The organism is Flavobacterium adhaerens (assembly GCF_040045115.1).
In the GTDB taxonomy this organism is placed as follows: Bacteria; Bacteroidota; Bacteroidia; order Flavobacteriales; family Flavobacteriaceae; genus Flavobacterium; species Flavobacterium adhaerens.
On record NZ_JBDLZX010000001.1, the window covers coordinates 279,679 to 295,655 of the forward strand.

Sequence of the window (15,977 nt, forward strand, 5' to 3'; positions counted from 1 at the left end):
AGAGTTGAACAACTTTGAACCCTTAAACTTTTAAACTAAAATTTATGAACAAAATATACAATCCAAAACCCGAAACTTGGTCTGCCCTTTTAGAAAGACCCACCAAAACTGTTGACGATATTGAAGCTACTGTGAAAGGAATTTTTAAGGAAGTACAAGCCAAAGGGGATTTCGCTGTAGCAAAATATACTTCTCTTTTTGACGGAGTTTCGGTTCCTGTTTTAGAGGTTTCACAAACAGAAATCGCCATAGCCATCGCTTCGATCTCTAAAGAATTGAAAGAAGCTATTCAATTGGCAAAATCCAATATCGAAAAATTTCACGCTGCCCAAAAAACCAATAAAATTGCAATTGAAACAACCGAAGGAGTTAACTGTTGGCAAGAAAAAAGACCAATTCAAAAAATTGGTTTATATATTCCTGGCGGAACAGCGCCTTTGTTTTCAACAGTTCTGATGCTAGCTGTTCCAGCAAATTTAGCAGGTTGCAAAGAAGTAGTTTTGTGTTCGCCTCCAGATAAAAATGGAAACATAAATCCAGCAATTATGTATGCAGCATATTTATGTCGTGTAACTAAAATCCTTAAAGTGGGGGGGATACAAGCCATAGCAGGAATGACTTTCGGAACCGAAACTATCCCAAAAGTGTATAAAATATTTGGGCCAGGAAACCAATTTGTAACAGTAGCCAAACAATTGGCGACTCAATTTGGAGTAGCAATTGATATGCCTGCTGGACCTTCAGAATTGTTAGTTGTAGCGGATGATTCAGCTAATGCTTCATTTGTAGCTTCCGATTTGTTATCTCAGGCAGAACACGGAACAGATAGCCAAGTGATTTTGGTTTCTACTTCAAAACGTTTGATCGATGAAGTAGAAAAAGAAGTGCAGGCTCAATTGGAGGTTCTTCCAAGAAAAGCCATCGCCGAGAAAGCTATTGAAAATTCGAAATTGATTTATGTAGAAAACGATAAAATTGCTTTAGATTTAATCGACGAATACGGTCCAGAACACTTTATCATTTGTACCAAAGACGAAGATTTCTATGTGAATAATATTGGCAACGCAGGTTCTGTTTTTATTGGAAATTACACTCCAGAAAGTGCTGGTGATTATGCATCGGGAACTAATCATACGCTACCAACCAATGGATATGCTAAGAATTACAGCGGTGTGAATTTGGATAGTTTTATGAAGTCGATGACTTTTCAAAAAATTTCCGAAAAAGGTATTCAAAATATAGGAAATGCGATTGAAATTATGGCTGAGGCTGAAGGGCTACAGGCACATAAGAATGCTGTTACTTTGAGATTGAATAAGATAGGAGAGTAATGAACAAAGAATATAGAAAATTGATTGAAGATGATTTGAACTAGTTTTTAAGTCTATATTCTATTCTCTTTTTTCTATTTTCTTCTTAAAAAATAAACAATGAATTTCGATATAAATAATTTAGTCCGTGAAAACGTAAAGCTGATGAAACCGTACTCATCGGCACGTGATGAATTTGAGGATTTTGATACTGCCGATATGATTTTTTTGGATGCCAATGAAAATCCGTATCAAAATGGCGTAAACCGTTATCCCGACCCGCAACAAAGCAGTGTAAAAGCGGTTTTGGCAAAGAATAATAATGTAAATCAAAACCAAATTTTACTTGGAAACGGAAGTGACGAAGTACTGGATTTATTGTTCAGAGCTTTTTGTGAACCTAAAATTGATAATGTAATCACTTTGCCTCCAACTTATGGAATGTATAGTGTTTTGTCAAACCTGAATAATATTGAAAACAGAGAAGTTTTATTAACTACAGATTTTCAGCCTCAAGTAAAAAAGATTTTAGAAGCTGTTGATGAAAATACCAAAATCATCTTTCTGTGTTCACCAAATAATCCAACAGGAAATTCTTTTACCGCAGAAAGTGTAACTACTTTATTGGAAAAATTCAACGGATTTGTGGTGATTGACGAGGCTTATATTGACTTTTCAGATAAAGTAAGTTGGTTAGAAAAACTGAATCAATATCCAAATTTGATTATTACACAGACATTGTCAAAAGCTTATGGTTTGGCAGGAATTCGTTTGGGAATTTGTTATGCTTCTGCCGAAATAATTGCAGTTCTGAATAAAATAAAACCACCTTACAACGTAAACGAATTGACTCAACAAAGGGCTTTGGAAAGACTTAAAGATACAGTTAAGATTAAGAGTGAAATTACTTCTATTTTGGTAGAAAGAGAGTCTTTACTTAAAGTTTTAAATGAAGTAAATTTTGTTGAAAAAATTTATCCTACAGAAGCTAATTTTATCTTGATAAAAGTAGACGATGCCAATAAACGTTATGATGAACTAATTTCAAAAGGGATCGTAATTCGTAACAGAACGACACAACCACTTTGCGAAAACACCTTGCGTTTGACTATTGGGACGAAAGAGGAAAATCAGAGTTTAATTGAAGCGTTAAAAAAAAATAGTTAAAATATAAAAGCCCCAATAATGAAAAAAATAGTATTCGCATTTGTATTAGCGTTATCCATTGTATCTGTAAGTAAAGCCCAAGAAAGTGAGCAAAAAGTTGAGACAGGTAAAATTTATTTTTTGCGTTCAACTGGTTTTGCAGGATCAGCTCAGGCTTTCAAAACTTTTATTGACGAAAAATTTGTTTGTAAATTGAATAATAAAAAATATTCAATTCATGAAGTTCCAGCAGGAAAGCATACATGCTCAGTTCAATTTGGCGGGCAAAAATCAAAAGAAGGAGCTGAAAAATTTGAAGTTGAAGTTGCTCCTGGAAAAATAACTTATGTTCAAATTGTATTCGAAACAGGTTTATGGGTAAACAATGTTTATTGTGAAGAAATTACCGAGAATACTGCTAAAAATAAAATGGAGCAGATGAAAGAAGACACTGACTGTAACTAAATAATATTATAAAATATGACAGCTAGAATTTCAGTAATTTCAAATTCGTGTAAATTGGTGAAATTCGTGTTGAAAAAATATAAACAATGAAAAAAGTACTTTTTATAGATCGTGACGGAACGATTGTTTTAGAACCGGAAGGATACCAGTTAGACAGTTTGGAAAAATTGGAGTTTTTCCCAAAAGCCTTTCAATATTTGGCTAAAATTGCCAACGAACTAGATTACGAATTGGCAATGGTAACCAACCAAGATGGATTGGGAACTGACAGTTTTCCAGAAAATACCTTTTGGCCAACACAAAACTTCATATTGAGAGCTTTTGAAAACGAAGGTGTTTTATTTGATGATATTTTTATCGATCGTTCTTTCCCAGAAGACAATGCACCAACTCGCAAACCACGTACAGGAATGTTGACCAAATACATCGACAATCCAAATTACGATTTGGCTAATTCTTTTGTGCTTGGTGATAGACTTACCGATGTAGAATTGGCTAAAAACCTTGGCGCAAAAGCGATTTTCCTAAACACAACAGACGGTGCTGGAAGCAATGAAATTAGTTCGAAAAGAGAAGAATTGGATGCAACTATCGTTTTACAAACTATGGATTGGAAGAAAATCTATGAGTTTTTAAAGTTGGAAGCTCGTACTGCTTCGATTATCAGAAAAACACACGAAACCGATATTTATATCAATTTGAATTTGGATGGAACAGGAAAAAGCAAAATCGATACAGGAATTGCTTTTTTCGACCACATGTTAGACCAAATTTCTCGTCATGGACAAATGGACTTAGAAATCAAAGTCAAAGGTGATTTAGAAGTTGATGAGCATCATACGATTGAAGATACTGCAATTGCTTTGGGTGAAGTTTTTGCTAAAGCATTAGGGAATAAATTAGGAATTGAGCGCTACGGTTTCTGTTTGCCAATGGATGATTGTTTGGCACAAGTGGCGATTGACTTTGGCGGTAGAAATTGGTTGATTTGGGAAACGGAATTCAAACGTGAAATGGTAGGCAAAATGCCAACGGAAATGTTTTTCCACTTCTTTAAATCATTTACAGATGGAGCCAAAGCAAATCTGAATGTAAAAGCCGAAGGTGACAACGAACATCATAAAATTGAAGCCATCTTTAAAGCTTTTGCGAAAGCAATTAAAGTAGCTGTAAAACGTGATACAGAGAAAATGATTTTGCCAAGTACGAAAGGAATGCTTTAATTAAGGCATAAGGCGTAATTAGTAAGGTTTAAGTAGTTTTCAAACTTAATACTTACGACTTAAAACTTAAAACTTATAGAAGTGAAAATAGTAATTATAAATTACGGAGCAGGAAATATTCAAAGCATTATGTTTGCCATCGAAAGATTGGGATACAAAGCGGTTTTAAGCAATAATCCTGACGAAATAAAATCGGCAGATAAAGTGATTTTTCCGGGAGTTGGAGAGGCGAGTTATGCCATGAAAATGCTAAAAGAAAGTGGTTTGGATACTTTGATTCCAACTTTGACGCAACCTGTTTTGGGAATTTGCCTAGGAATGCAATTAATGTGTAATCATTCGGAAGAAGGCAATACTCAAGGCTTAGGGATTTTTGATGTGAATGTTGTCAAGTTTTCTCCAAAAGTAAAAGTACCACAAATGGGATGGAATGTCATTTATAATCTAAAATCCGATTTGTTCAAGGGAATTGCCGAAAAAGAATATATGTATTTGGTTCATAGTTTTTATGCGCCAATTTGCGCTGAAACCATAGCCATAACCGATTATGAAGTAGAATATTCATCAGCATTGGAAAATAAGAATTTTTTCGGAACTCAATTTCACCCTGAAAAAAGTGGGGATGTGGGGGAGAAAATTCTAGCAAATTTTCTTGAATTATAATTTAAGTTAAGGACTTTACGACTTTAAACTTTCAAACTTTAAGACTAATTAAAATGAGAATAATACCAGCCATAGACATCATTGAAGGAAAATGTGTTCGTTTATCCAAAGGCGATTATAATACCAAAATAATTTACAACGAAAATCCGCTTGAAGTAGCCAAAGAATTTGAGGCACATGGAATAGAATATTTACATTTGGTAGATTTAGACGGTGCTAAATCAAGCAAAATCGTCAATTATAAAATATTAGAAAAAATCGCTTCACAAACCAGTTTAAAAATTGATTTTGGTGGAGGATTAAAAGCCGATTCGGATTTGAAAATTGCTTTTGAATCAGGGGCAAACCAAATTACAGGTGGAAGTATTGCGGTAAAAAATCGTCCGATTTTCGAGAAATGGATTGCTGAATATGGCTCGGAAAAAATTATTTTGGGAGCTGATGCCAATAACGAAAAAGTGGCCGTTTCAGGTTGGCTGGAAGAATCTAACGAAGATTTAGTTCCATTCATCGAAGACTATCAAAGTAAAGGAATTGAGTATGTAATCTGTACCGATATTGCCAAAGATGGAATGTTACAAGGCCCAAGTTTTGATTTATATGCTAAAATTTTAGAACAAGCAAAAGGACTGAAATTAATCGCTTCCGGTGGAATTTCAACTTTTGATGAATTGCCCAAATTAGCCGAAATAGGTTGTGAAGGAACAATTATCGGAAAAGCGATTTACGAAGGTAGAATCTCGCTGAAACAATTGGAAAACTACGTTTTAAGTAGTAAGTCATAAGCATGAAGTTGTAAGTATGGGCGAAGATATTATAAAAGTAAAAAGTTTCTCTTTTGCAATTCGAATAGTGAATTTGTATAAAATATTAGTTTCAAGAAATGAATATGTGATGAGTAAACAAATTTTACGATCAGGCACTTCGATTGGTGCAAATATCCGTGAAGCAAAGAATGCAGAAAGTAAAGCAGATTTTATTCATAAAATGGGAATTTCACAAAAAGAGACTGACGAAACTTTATATTGGCTAGAACTTTTACAAGCAACTAATTATCTTTCAAATGAAGAATTTTTAAGCTTAAATAGTGATGGAGTGGAAGTTTTGAAATTAATAAAAAGTATAATTATTACTTCTAAAAATAATCAGAAGAAAACTTAATACTTCATCCTTACTAATTAATACTTAGAGAAAATGTTGACAAAAAGAATAATCCCTTGTTTGGATATTAAAAACGGAAGAACCGTAAAAGGCGTTAATTTCGTAGATTTGCGAGATGCGGGAGATCCAGTAGAATTAGCCAAAATCTATTCAGATGAAGGTGCTGATGAATTGGTTTTTCTTGATATTTCGGCTACCGAGGAAAGAAGAAGAACTCTGGTAGACTTAGTTCGAAAAGTAGCCGCTACGATTAATATTCCGTTTACGGTTGGAGGTGGTATTTCAGCGGTTGAAGATGTTGAAGTCTTATTGCAAAATGGAGCTGATAAAGTTTCCATCAATTCATCAGCAGTCAAAAATCCACAATTAATTAATGATTTGGCTAATAAATTCGGTTCGCAATGCGTTGTTGTGGCGATTGATGCGAAACAAATTGACGGCGAATGGATCGTACATTTAGTAGGTGGAAAAGTGCCAACCGAAATTAAATTATTTGATTGGGCACAGGAAGTAGAGCAAAGAGGAGCCGGAGAAATTCTGTTTACCTCTATGAATAATGATGGAACCAAAAGCGGATTTGCCAATGAAGCTTTAGCAAGATTATCAGAATTAGTAAACATTCCAATCATTGCTTCGGGCGGTGCCGGAAATATGCAGCATTTTGTAGATACCTTTGTCGAAGGAAAATCAGATGCGGCCTTGGCAGCGAGCGTATTTCATTTCAAGGAAATTGAAATCAAAACATTGAAAAAAGAACTTAGAAATAATAATATCGAAGTACGTATATAAGGAGTAAGTATGAATTATGAAGGATTAAGTATTTTATAAAATCCTCTTAATTTCCACTTAATGCTTAATATTTACAACTTAATACTTTAAAAAGAATGAATATAGATATCAAAAGTGCCCACGGATTGATTCCGGCAATTATTCAAGATTCAGAAACCAAAAACGTTTTAATGCTGGGATATATGAACGAAGAATCACTACAAAAGACAATTGAAACACAAAAAGTGACTTTTTTCAGTCGTTCTAAGCAAAGACTTTGGACAAAGGGCGAGGAGAGCGGTAACTTTCTGGAATTAGTCGATATTAAAAATGACTGTGATGGTGACACGCTTCTAATTCAGGCAAAACCGGTTGGTCCAACTTGTCATACAGGTGCAGATACCTGCTGGCAAGAACCTAATAAACAGAATTTTGGTTTTATTTCTCAATTAGAAAATACAATCAAAAAGCGCAGAGAAAATGCCGATTCAGAGAAAAGTTACGTAGCTTCTTTATTTGAAAAAGGTATCAATAAAATTGCTCAAAAAGTGGGAGAGGAAGCGGTAGAAGTGGTGATTGAAGCCAAAGACAGCAACGATGATTTATTCTTGAACGAAAGTGCCGATTTACTGTTTCATTATTTGATTTTGCTTCAAGCAAAAGGATATCAATTAAATGACATTGTCAATGTTTTGAAAGCACGTCAGAAGTAAAAAACAACAACAAATATTTTGCATCATCTCCAGTTGGAAATGATGTTTTTTTATATAAATAATTTTACAAATTTTCTATGTTCTTGAATTAAAAAAAATATTCTATTATATATCTAAATATCTTATAGTAAATATTTTGTCATGTTATAAAAAAGAATTAATTTTGCAAACCTTTTGACAGATAAGAGTTTCCTTTAGGTATCAACTATTTATGTAAAACAACTTCTGTATTTTTCTTCTGTATGGAGAAACTCATGAAAAAAACAGAATACAAATTATTAAATCAGCATGTCTGAACAATTAAAATCACAAGAAGAGTTTTTAGCAAATTTCAACTGGCATAACTTTGAAGAAGGTATCGATGCAGTAGATGAGAAAAACTTGTTGGAATTCGAAGAACTAGTATCAAAAACTTTTATCGCTACGGATCAAGAAGAAGTAGTAGAAGGAGTAGTTGTGAGAATCACAGATAGAGACGTTATCGTTGATATCAATGCAAAATCGGAAGGTGTTATTTCATTAAACGAATTCCGTTACAACCCAAACTTAAAAGTAGGTGACAAAGTAGAAGTATTAATTGACATCCGTGAGGACAAAACTGGTCAATTAGTATTATCTCACAGAAAAGCACGTACTATCAAATCATGGGATAGAGTTATTGCTGCAAACGAAACAGGAGAAATCGTTAATGGTTTTGTTAAATGCAGAACTAAAGGTGGTATGATCGTTGATGTTTTCGGAATTGAAGCATTCTTACCAGGATCTCAAATTGACGTTAAGCCAATTAGAGATTACGATGTATATGTAAACAAAATGATGGAATTCAAAGTGGTAAAAATCAACCACGAATTCAAAAACGTTGTTGTATCTCATAAAGCTCTTATCGAAGCTGATATTGAAGTACAGAAAAAAGAAATTATCGGTCAATTACAAAAAGGTCAAGTATTGGAAGGTGTTGTTAAAAACATCACTTCTTACGGAGTATTCATTGACTTAGGAGGTGTTGACGGATTGATTCACATTACTGACCTTTCTTGGTCAAGAATCAACCACCCATCTGAAGTTCTTGAATTAGACCAAAAATTAAACGTTGTAATCCTTGATTTCGATGATGAGAAAACAAGAATCCAATTAGGATTGAAACAATTAAACGCTCACCCATGGGATGCTTTAGATGCTAACTTAACTGTTGGTGATAAAGTAAAAGGTAAAGTAGTTGTAATCGCTGATTACGGTGCGTTTATCGAAGTTGCTGAAGGTGTTGAAGGTTTAATCCACGTTTCTGAAATGTCATGGTCAACTCACTTACGTTCTGCTCAGGACTTCGTGAAAGTTGGAGATGTTGTTGAAGCAGTTATCTTAACTCTTGACAGAGAAGATCGTAAGATGTCATTAGGTATCAAACAATTGACTCAGGATCCATGGACTGACATTACTTCTAAATACCCAGTAGGTTCTAAACATACAGGTATCGTTAGAAACTTTACAAACTTTGGAATTTTCGTAGAATTAGAAGAAGGAATTGATGGATTAATCTACATCTCTGACTTATCTTGGACTAAGAAAATCAAACATCCATCTGAGTTTGTAAACGTTGGTGAAAAACTTGATGTTGTAGTATTAGAATTAGATGTTGAAGGACGTAAATTATCTTTAGGTCACAAACAAACTACTGCTAATCCTTGGGATCAGTATGAAGATTCTTTCGCTGTAGGAACTATCCACAACGGTGAGATTTCTGAAATCGTGGACAAAGGAGCTACTGTAGAATTCGGAGATGATATCGTTGCTTTCATTCCTACTCGTCACCTTGAAAAAGAAGACGGAAAGAAATTGAAAAAAGGTGATACAGCTGATTTCAAAGTAATTGAATTCAACAAAGAATTCAAAAGAGTAGTTGCTTCTCATACAGCTATCTTCCGTGAAGAAGAAGAGAAAAACGTAAAAGCTGCTGCTGAAAACACTGCTGCTGCATCTACTAACGCACCAGCTGCGACTTTAGGTGACAACAATGATGTGTTAGCTGCTTTGAAAGCTAAAATGGAAAAAACTGAGAAAAAATAATTCTTAGATTTTTTATAAATAGAAAGTCCCGATTCGTCGGGACTTTTTTTTTGCAACATTAAAAATTCTACAAAGTTTTGTTAGTTATTTTATATTTGATAAAGAAAATAAACAGAACTAGAATGCAAATAAAAGAAAACCTACAGAATAAAAGAATTTTTTCAATAGATGCATTACGAGGAATCACAATCTTTGTAATGATTTTTGTCAATGAATTGGCAAGTATTAAAAGTGTTCCCCAATGGATGAAACATATGCCTGCAAATGCTGATGCAATGACATTTGTAGATGTCGTTTTTCCAGCTTTTTTATTTATAGTTGGAATGTCAATACCTTTCGCTATAAATACACGATTAAGCAAAGGAGATAGCCCTATTACTATTTGGTTTCAAACTTTTAAAAGAACATTCAGCCTTGTTGTTATAGGTGTTTTTATGGTTAATGCAGAATATGGATATGATGCATCTAAAATGCTTATCACTCCTGCCATCTGGGGATTTTTTGCATATTTTACACCAATACTCATTTGGAATAAATATCCTAATGATTTTTCGATTTGGAAAAAAAACATCTTGCAATATAGCGGAATACTAATCCTGATTTCACTTTATTTTCTTTATATTCAAGATACAGGAAAAATTGGCATTACTCCAAAGTGATGGGGGATATTAGGACTTATTGGATGGGCTTATCTGTTTACAGCGTTATACTATTGGTTAGTTTCAGGAAAGTTATGGGCAATGATTCTTTTTTTATTCATTTGCATCATTATGAACTCTTTTAATCTTATCGAAAACGGAATTACTAATCCTATTATAAGTTTTGTTGCTGGACATCTAACTCATGCGACTTTGGTAACAGCAGGAATCATAACTTCGTTACTCTTTTTTGATCAAAAAATTTCACCTGAATTCAATTGGAAAATAATAGGTTTGTTTTTGTTTTTTTTAATAACAGGGTATTTACTTCGTCCGTATTTTGGAATATCAAAAATAAAAGGAACGCCGTCTTGGACAATGTATTCTGCCGCTATTTGTTATCTTTTATTTTATTTTTTATACTGGTTAATGGAAATAAAAAAACAAATCAAATGGTCTAATTTTTTCATGCCAGCTGCATCAAACCCATTATTGATTTGTATTTTACCTGGGGTTTTATATTATTTCTCAGCTATTTTCAACATACACTTTTTACCAGACTATATGACTTCTGGTATTCTTGGTATTTTATGGGCATTTTTATTTTCAACCATAATGTTATGGATAATGAAAGTATGTAATAAATATAAAATTCAATTACACTTGTAAAGATCCCTAAACAACTTTGCAGATTTAATATTTATCAAAGTTATATCCTTTTAGAATTGTGTCATTTGGAAATTCTACCTAATGCTAAAAATATTTTTACTTTAGAAATGCAAAAAAATGACTTATTTTTACACTAAAAATAATTTTAAAAACACAGATGATGGAATGGATTACCGCCAGAGAATTTGAAGATATAACCTATAAAAAATGTAATGGTGTTGCTAGAATTGCATTTAACAGACCAAATGTTCGAAATGCATTTAGACCCAAAACTACATCCGAATTGTATCAAGCATTTTACGACGCACAAGAAGATACTTCAATAGGAGTTGTGTTACTTTCAGCTGAAGGTCCATCAACCAAAGATGGTGTTTATTCATTTTGCAGTGGTGGCGATCAAAATGCTCGTGGTCATCAAGGTTATGTTGGCGATGACGGACAACATCGTCTAAATATTCTTGAAGTGCAACGCTTAATTCGTTTCATGCCAAAAGTAGTAATTGCAGTAGTTCCAGGTTGGGCAGTTGGAGGCGGGCATAGTTTACATGTTGTTTGTGACATGACTTTGGCGAGTAAAGAACATGCAATTTTCAAACAAACAGATGCTGATGTAACTAGTTTTGATGGAGGATACGGTTCTGCATATCTTGCTAAAATGGTTGGACAGAAAAAAGCTCGTGAAATTTTCTTTTTAGGTAGAAATTATTCAGCTCAAGAAGCTTTTGAAATGGGAATGGTAAATGCAGTAATTCCGCATGATGAATTAGAAAATACAGCTTACCAGTGGGCTCAAGAAGTCTTGGCTAAATCTCCGACATCAATAAAAATGCTAAAATTCGCTATGAACTTAACTGATGACGGAATGGTAGGGCAACAAGTATTTGCTGGCGAAGCAACTCGTTTGGCCTATATGACTGAAGAAGCAAAAGAAGGTAGAAATGCATTTCTTGAAAAACGCAAGCCAAATTTTGAAAAAAAATGGCTACCATAATTAAAAGTTTAGAGTGTAATTAAAGTTTATATTTTTAAGTAACAATTAAAACTTCAATTATAAAACAATTAAACTTTGTAATATAAAATCAGACACAAAAAATGAAAAATTGGATTGAAGCAGCCAGATTAAGAACTTTACCATTATCCGTTTCCGGAATTATAGTAGGGAGTATGTATGCCCTAAGAGCAACAGACAGTATAGACACTCCTACAGAAGTTTTTAGCTGGACTATTTTTGGATTTGCATTATTAACAACATTAGGATTACAAGTACTTTCAAATTTTGCTAATGACTATGGTGACGGAGTCAAGGGCACCGACAACAATGATAGAATAGGCCCCAAACGTGCTATTCAAAGTGGCCTGATATCTCCACAATCTATGAAGAGAGCTTTGTTTATCACTTCTGGCTTGACATTATTTTCAGCTATTCTTTTGATTTATGTAGCATTTGGAGCTGATAATTTAGCTTACTCTTTATTTTATTTGATACTAGGAATTTTGGCAATCATTTCAGCGATTCGGTATACTGTAGGCAAATCAGCTTATGGATATCAAGGATACGGTGATATTTTTGTATTTGTGTTTTTTGGATTAGTAAGTACACTAGGAGTAAACTTTTTGTATTCCAAACAATTTGACTACACACTGCTTTTGCCTGCTATTGCAATAGGATTATTAAGCGTAGCCGTTTTAAACCTAAATAATATGAGAGATCAAATTTCGGATGCAAAATCAAACAAGAATACTCTTGTTGTGAAAATTGGAGCAGAAAAGGCAAAAAAATATCATTATTTTCTGGTTATTGGAGCTATGATTTCGGTAATTGTTTTTGCGATACTAGAAGATTTTCGATTCGATCAATACTTATTTTTACTGGCATATATTCCACTAACAAAACACTTGATTACAGTATCTAAAAACCAAGATCCCAAACTTCTTGATCCTGAATTAAAAAAAGTAGCATTAAGCACCTTTTTACTTTCAATACTTTTATCAGTATGTATGATTTCATTAATATCTGACATATTTGTAAATGTATTTTTAGGGGGAAGATAATTTTAGTAATCGATAAAAGCTATAATCGACAATTTAAAATAATTAAAACATGAAAATAACATTCTACGGTCATGCCGCATTAGGAATAAAAGTAGGTGACAAAAATATAATTGTTGACCCATACATCTCTGCAAACCCCAAAGCTTCTCAAATTGACATCAATACTTTGCAAGCTGATTATATTTTATTGACTCATGCTCATGGTGATCATATTTTAGATGTTGAAACCATTGCTAAGAGAACAAATGCTATTATTGTTTCAAATGCTGAAATTGCAACTTACTATGCCAACAAAGGCTTTCAATCACATCCAATGAATCATGGTGGAAGTTGGAATTTCGATTTTGGAAAAATTAAATACGTTAATGCAATTCATTCAAGTACTTTCCCAGATGGTACAGGAGGAGGAAACCCTGGTGGCTTTGTAATCGAAGGGGAACACAAAAATATTTACATAGCCGGAGATACAGCATTAACAATGGATATGAAGCTTATTCCGTTGAGAACCAAACTTGATTTGGCAATTTTTCCAATAGGAGATAATTTTACTATGGATGTAGAAGACGCAATAATTGCTTCTGATTTTGTAGAATGCGATAAAATATTAGGGTATCATTATGACACTTTTGGATACATCGAAATTAATCACGAAGAGTCCATCAAAAAATTCTTTGACAAAGGGAAAGATTTGATGTTGTTAGAAATTGGAGAATCAATTGAATTGTAAATAAGATTTTCGGAATTTAAGTTATTGTTTTCATTTTAATCAGACCTGTTATTTTATAATGAACAAACAGTTATTCACGCTATTTGTATTACTATTTTCAGCATCAATTTTCGCTCAACAAGACGGTTATTGGGATAAAGAGCGTTCTACCTCAAAAGAAATCAAAGTTTCTGCTCGTGACAGGATCATTATCAAGATTGATGATTTACCAATTGGTACAACCGAGATTGTTTACAGAATCACTCTTTTAGATGAAAATCAACAACTCGCTAGTAGTTTAGTTTCTGTTTTAAAATCAATTCCTGATCCAACAGGTATTAGCCAAGGTTCAGCGGGAGCAGTTTTTGTATTATCCAAAATATCTGGAGATGATAAATGTACGTATGCTATTTTTTCAAAAGAAGAATTAGCAACTCAATATAAAAACTCGGGTAAAACTTTAGAATCCTGTTTGATTCAAAACGAGCCAGTTAGTAAAGATGCGAAGCGTCTTTCAATCGATAAGTCAAGTTGCTTAAATAATAGCAATAATTCGTTGTGGTTTGGTTTTGAGAGTAAAAACTGGATTATGAGTCAAAAAATAATCCTAGAAGTTGTTCCTTGGGTTGACAAAAAACTTAATCGAGGTTGGACTTTAGAAAACCGAAAAGCTATCATTGAACAATGTAATACTTCAAATTTAGCGCAAAAAATGGGAAACTCTGATGTTTTTTGCGTTTGTGTATTGGATAAAATTCAAACCAAATACAAATTTCAAGAATTTCAAAAACTATTGCAAATAGAAAGAAATAAGAGTTTTAAAGATGCAGGTGATACTTGTTTAGCCGAAATGAATGCCTCAATTGCAAACTCAACTGATTTACGCAAGGAAGCTTCCATTTTGATGAAAAATGGCAAATACGGTTTAGCAATAGATAAATTAGCGATAATCATTAATAGTAATAAAGCATTAGTCTTAGACTATAGTAATATTGGCTATTGTTATTTGATAACTAAACAGTATGGTAAAGCATTAAGATTTTTACTTGAAGGAGAAAAAAATGACTCTTCAGAGTTGTTACTTCAATTGAATTTAGCACATTCATATTTATTAAACGACAACTACAAAGAAGCAAAGAAGATTTATAATAAATATCAACATCAAAATGTAACCGATAGCTTAAGTTGGATCCAAAAAACAGAACAGGATTTTAAAACTTTTCAGAAAATAGGAATTCAGAATGATGATTTTGAACGCGTATTAAAATTATTTAAAGAATAGTTTTGTGGTATCTGGTGTAAATATTTAATAATTATGAAAGCAAGTTATCATAAATACGTTCTAAATTTCAAAAAACCATCAGGGACTTCACGTGGTATAATGACCGAAAAAGAAACTTGGTTTATCATTTTAGAACAAAACGGCAAAAAAGGAATAGGGGAGTGCGGAATTTTGAGAGGATTAAGCATTGATGACAGGCCTGATTATGAAGAAAAACTCCAGTGGGTTTGTGCTAATATAGCTCTTGGAAAAGACAAACTTTGGGAAGCTTTGCTAGAATTTCCTTCAATACAGTTTGGGATAGAAATGGCTTTTTTGTCATTAGCAAGTAAAAATCCATTTGTGTTATTTCTTACTGATTTTACAAGCGGAACTCAATCTATAATGATAAATGGGCTAGTTTGGATGGGTGAAGAGTCCTTTATGAAACAACAAATAGAAGAGAAATTAGCAGATGGGTACAAATGTGTAAAACTCAAAATAGGTGCTATAGATTTTAACAAAGAGCTTCAATTACTACGTTTTATCAGGCAAAATTTCACGTCTGAACAAATTGAAATTAGAGTAGATGCAAATGGAGCATTTATTTACAAAGAAGCTTTAATTAAACTGAATCAACTTTCTGATTTAGAAATACATAGTATTGAGCAACCTATTAAACAAAAACAACCTGACAGTATGTCAGAATTGTGTAAAGTAACTCCTTTTCCTATTGCATTAGACGAAGAGCTTATAGGTGTTTTTACAAAGACCGAAAAAGAAAAATTGCTAATTAAAATTAAACCTCAATACATTATTTTAAAACCAAGTTTTATAGGTGGATTTAAAGGTTCATATGAATGGATTACCTTAGCAAATAAACACAATATTGGTTGGTGGATCACTTCGGCTTTAGAAAGCAATATTGGATTAAACGCAATTGCACAATGGACTTACACTCTCAATAATCCAATGCCTCAAGGTCTTGGGACAGGAGCTTTATACACAAATAATTTTGATTGTCCTTTGCAAGTTATTCAAGGACATTTGAGATACGATCCCAAAACTGATTGGAATACCAATGGTTTGATCTAAACTAAAAACTATCTAGTCTTGTAAATCAAGACTAGATAGCATA

The 15,977-nt window shown here is 33.2% G+C and carries 17 protein-coding genes; all 17 read left to right on the forward strand.

Annotated features, from left to right (window positions below):
- Positions 1-44 precede the first annotated feature (44 nt).
- The 17 genes from hisD to ABEB18_RS01335 all read left to right on the forward strand — a co-directional run bounded on the left by hisD (position 45) and on the right by ABEB18_RS01335 (position 15,934).
- The gene (hisD, locus tag ABEB18_RS01255; RefSeq protein ID WP_348797186.1) at positions 45-1,331 is read left to right on the forward strand and encodes a histidinol dehydrogenase; all 1,287 of its coding nucleotides are present in this window, start codon (positions 45-47) and stop codon (positions 1,329-1,331) included.
- A 99-nt stretch (positions 1,332-1,430) separates the two neighbouring features.
- Complete coding sequence (gene hisC / locus ABEB18_RS01260) at positions 1,431-2,477, forward strand: histidinol-phosphate transaminase (RefSeq protein WP_348797187.1); 1,047 nt, start codon at positions 1,431-1,433, stop codon at positions 2,475-2,477.
- Positions 2,478-2,495: 18 nt separating this feature from the next.
- The gene (locus tag ABEB18_RS01265) at positions 2,496-2,921 is read left to right on the forward strand and encodes a DUF2846 domain-containing protein (protein ID WP_348797188.1); all 426 of its coding nucleotides are present in this window, start codon (positions 2,496-2,498) and stop codon (positions 2,919-2,921) included.
- Between the two features lie 86 nt (positions 2,922-3,007).
- Entirely contained in the window at positions 3,008-4,144 is a 1,137-nt protein-coding gene (gene hisB, locus ABEB18_RS01270) for a bifunctional histidinol-phosphatase/imidazoleglycerol-phosphate dehydratase HisB (RefSeq protein ID WP_348797189.1), read from the forward strand.
- Between the two features lie 81 nt (positions 4,145-4,225).
- The gene (gene hisH, locus ABEB18_RS01275; protein ID WP_348797190.1) at positions 4,226-4,807 is read left to right on the forward strand and encodes an imidazole glycerol phosphate synthase subunit HisH; all 582 of its coding nucleotides are present in this window, start codon (positions 4,226-4,228) and stop codon (positions 4,805-4,807) included.
- Positions 4,808-4,860: 53 nt separating this feature from the next.
- Complete coding sequence (gene hisA, locus ABEB18_RS01280) at positions 4,861-5,592, forward strand: 1-(5-phosphoribosyl)-5-[(5-phosphoribosylamino)methylideneamino]imidazole-4-carboxamide isomerase (protein ID WP_348797191.1); 732 nt, start codon at positions 4,861-4,863, stop codon at positions 5,590-5,592.
- Between the two features lie 16 nt (positions 5,593-5,608).
- Positions 5,609-5,968, forward strand: coding sequence for a four helix bundle protein (locus ABEB18_RS01285; RefSeq protein ID WP_348797192.1), 360 nt, complete (start codon positions 5,609-5,611; stop codon positions 5,966-5,968).
- 33 nt (positions 5,969-6,001) lie between these two features.
- Positions 6,002-6,757 carry an imidazole glycerol phosphate synthase subunit HisF gene (gene hisF, locus ABEB18_RS01290; protein WP_348797193.1) on the forward strand — a complete coding sequence of 252 codons (756 nt, stop codon included), beginning with the start codon at positions 6,002-6,004 and terminating at the stop codon, positions 6,755-6,757.
- 95 nt (positions 6,758-6,852) lie between these two features.
- Positions 6,853-7,449, forward strand: a complete 597-nt coding sequence (gene hisIE, locus ABEB18_RS01295) for a bifunctional phosphoribosyl-AMP cyclohydrolase/phosphoribosyl-ATP diphosphatase HisIE (protein ID WP_348797194.1) — start codon at positions 6,853-6,855, stop codon at positions 7,447-7,449.
- A gap of 288 nt (positions 7,450-7,737) precedes the next feature.
- Positions 7,738-9,513: a 30S ribosomal protein S1 gene (gene rpsA, locus ABEB18_RS01300; RefSeq protein ID WP_348797195.1), complete on the forward strand. Its 1,776-nt coding sequence runs from the start codon at positions 7,738-7,740 to the stop codon at positions 9,511-9,513.
- 122 nt (positions 9,514-9,635) lie between these two features.
- Positions 9,636-10,172 carry a DUF5009 domain-containing protein gene (locus ABEB18_RS01305; RefSeq protein WP_348797196.1) on the forward strand — a complete coding sequence of 179 codons (537 nt, stop codon included), beginning with the start codon at positions 9,636-9,638 and terminating at the stop codon, positions 10,170-10,172.
- Between the two features lie 111 nt (positions 10,173-10,283).
- Positions 10,284-10,820 carry a hypothetical protein gene (locus tag ABEB18_RS01310; RefSeq protein WP_348797197.1) on the forward strand — a complete coding sequence of 179 codons (537 nt, stop codon included), beginning with the start codon at positions 10,284-10,286 and terminating at the stop codon, positions 10,818-10,820.
- A gap of 160 nt (positions 10,821-10,980) precedes the next feature.
- Positions 10,981-11,811, forward strand: coding sequence for a 1,4-dihydroxy-2-naphthoyl-CoA synthase (locus tag ABEB18_RS01315; RefSeq protein WP_348797198.1), 831 nt, complete (start codon positions 10,981-10,983; stop codon positions 11,809-11,811).
- A gap of 101 nt (positions 11,812-11,912) precedes the next feature.
- Positions 11,913-12,872, forward strand: a complete 960-nt coding sequence (gene menA / locus ABEB18_RS01320) for a 1,4-dihydroxy-2-naphthoate octaprenyltransferase (RefSeq protein ID WP_348797199.1) — start codon at positions 11,913-11,915, stop codon at positions 12,870-12,872.
- A gap of 49 nt (positions 12,873-12,921) precedes the next feature.
- On the forward strand, positions 12,922-13,599 hold the full coding sequence (locus tag ABEB18_RS01325; protein WP_348797200.1) for a metal-dependent hydrolase: 678 nt from the start codon (positions 12,922-12,924) through the stop codon (positions 13,597-13,599).
- Between the two features lie 58 nt (positions 13,600-13,657).
- Complete coding sequence (locus ABEB18_RS01330; protein ID WP_348797201.1) at positions 13,658-14,860, forward strand: tetratricopeptide repeat protein; 1,203 nt, start codon at positions 13,658-13,660, stop codon at positions 14,858-14,860.
- Between the two features lie 33 nt (positions 14,861-14,893).
- Positions 14,894-15,934, forward strand: a complete 1,041-nt coding sequence (locus tag ABEB18_RS01335; protein WP_348797202.1) for an o-succinylbenzoate synthase — start codon at positions 14,894-14,896, stop codon at positions 15,932-15,934.
- Positions 15,935-15,977: the final 43 nt, after the last annotated feature.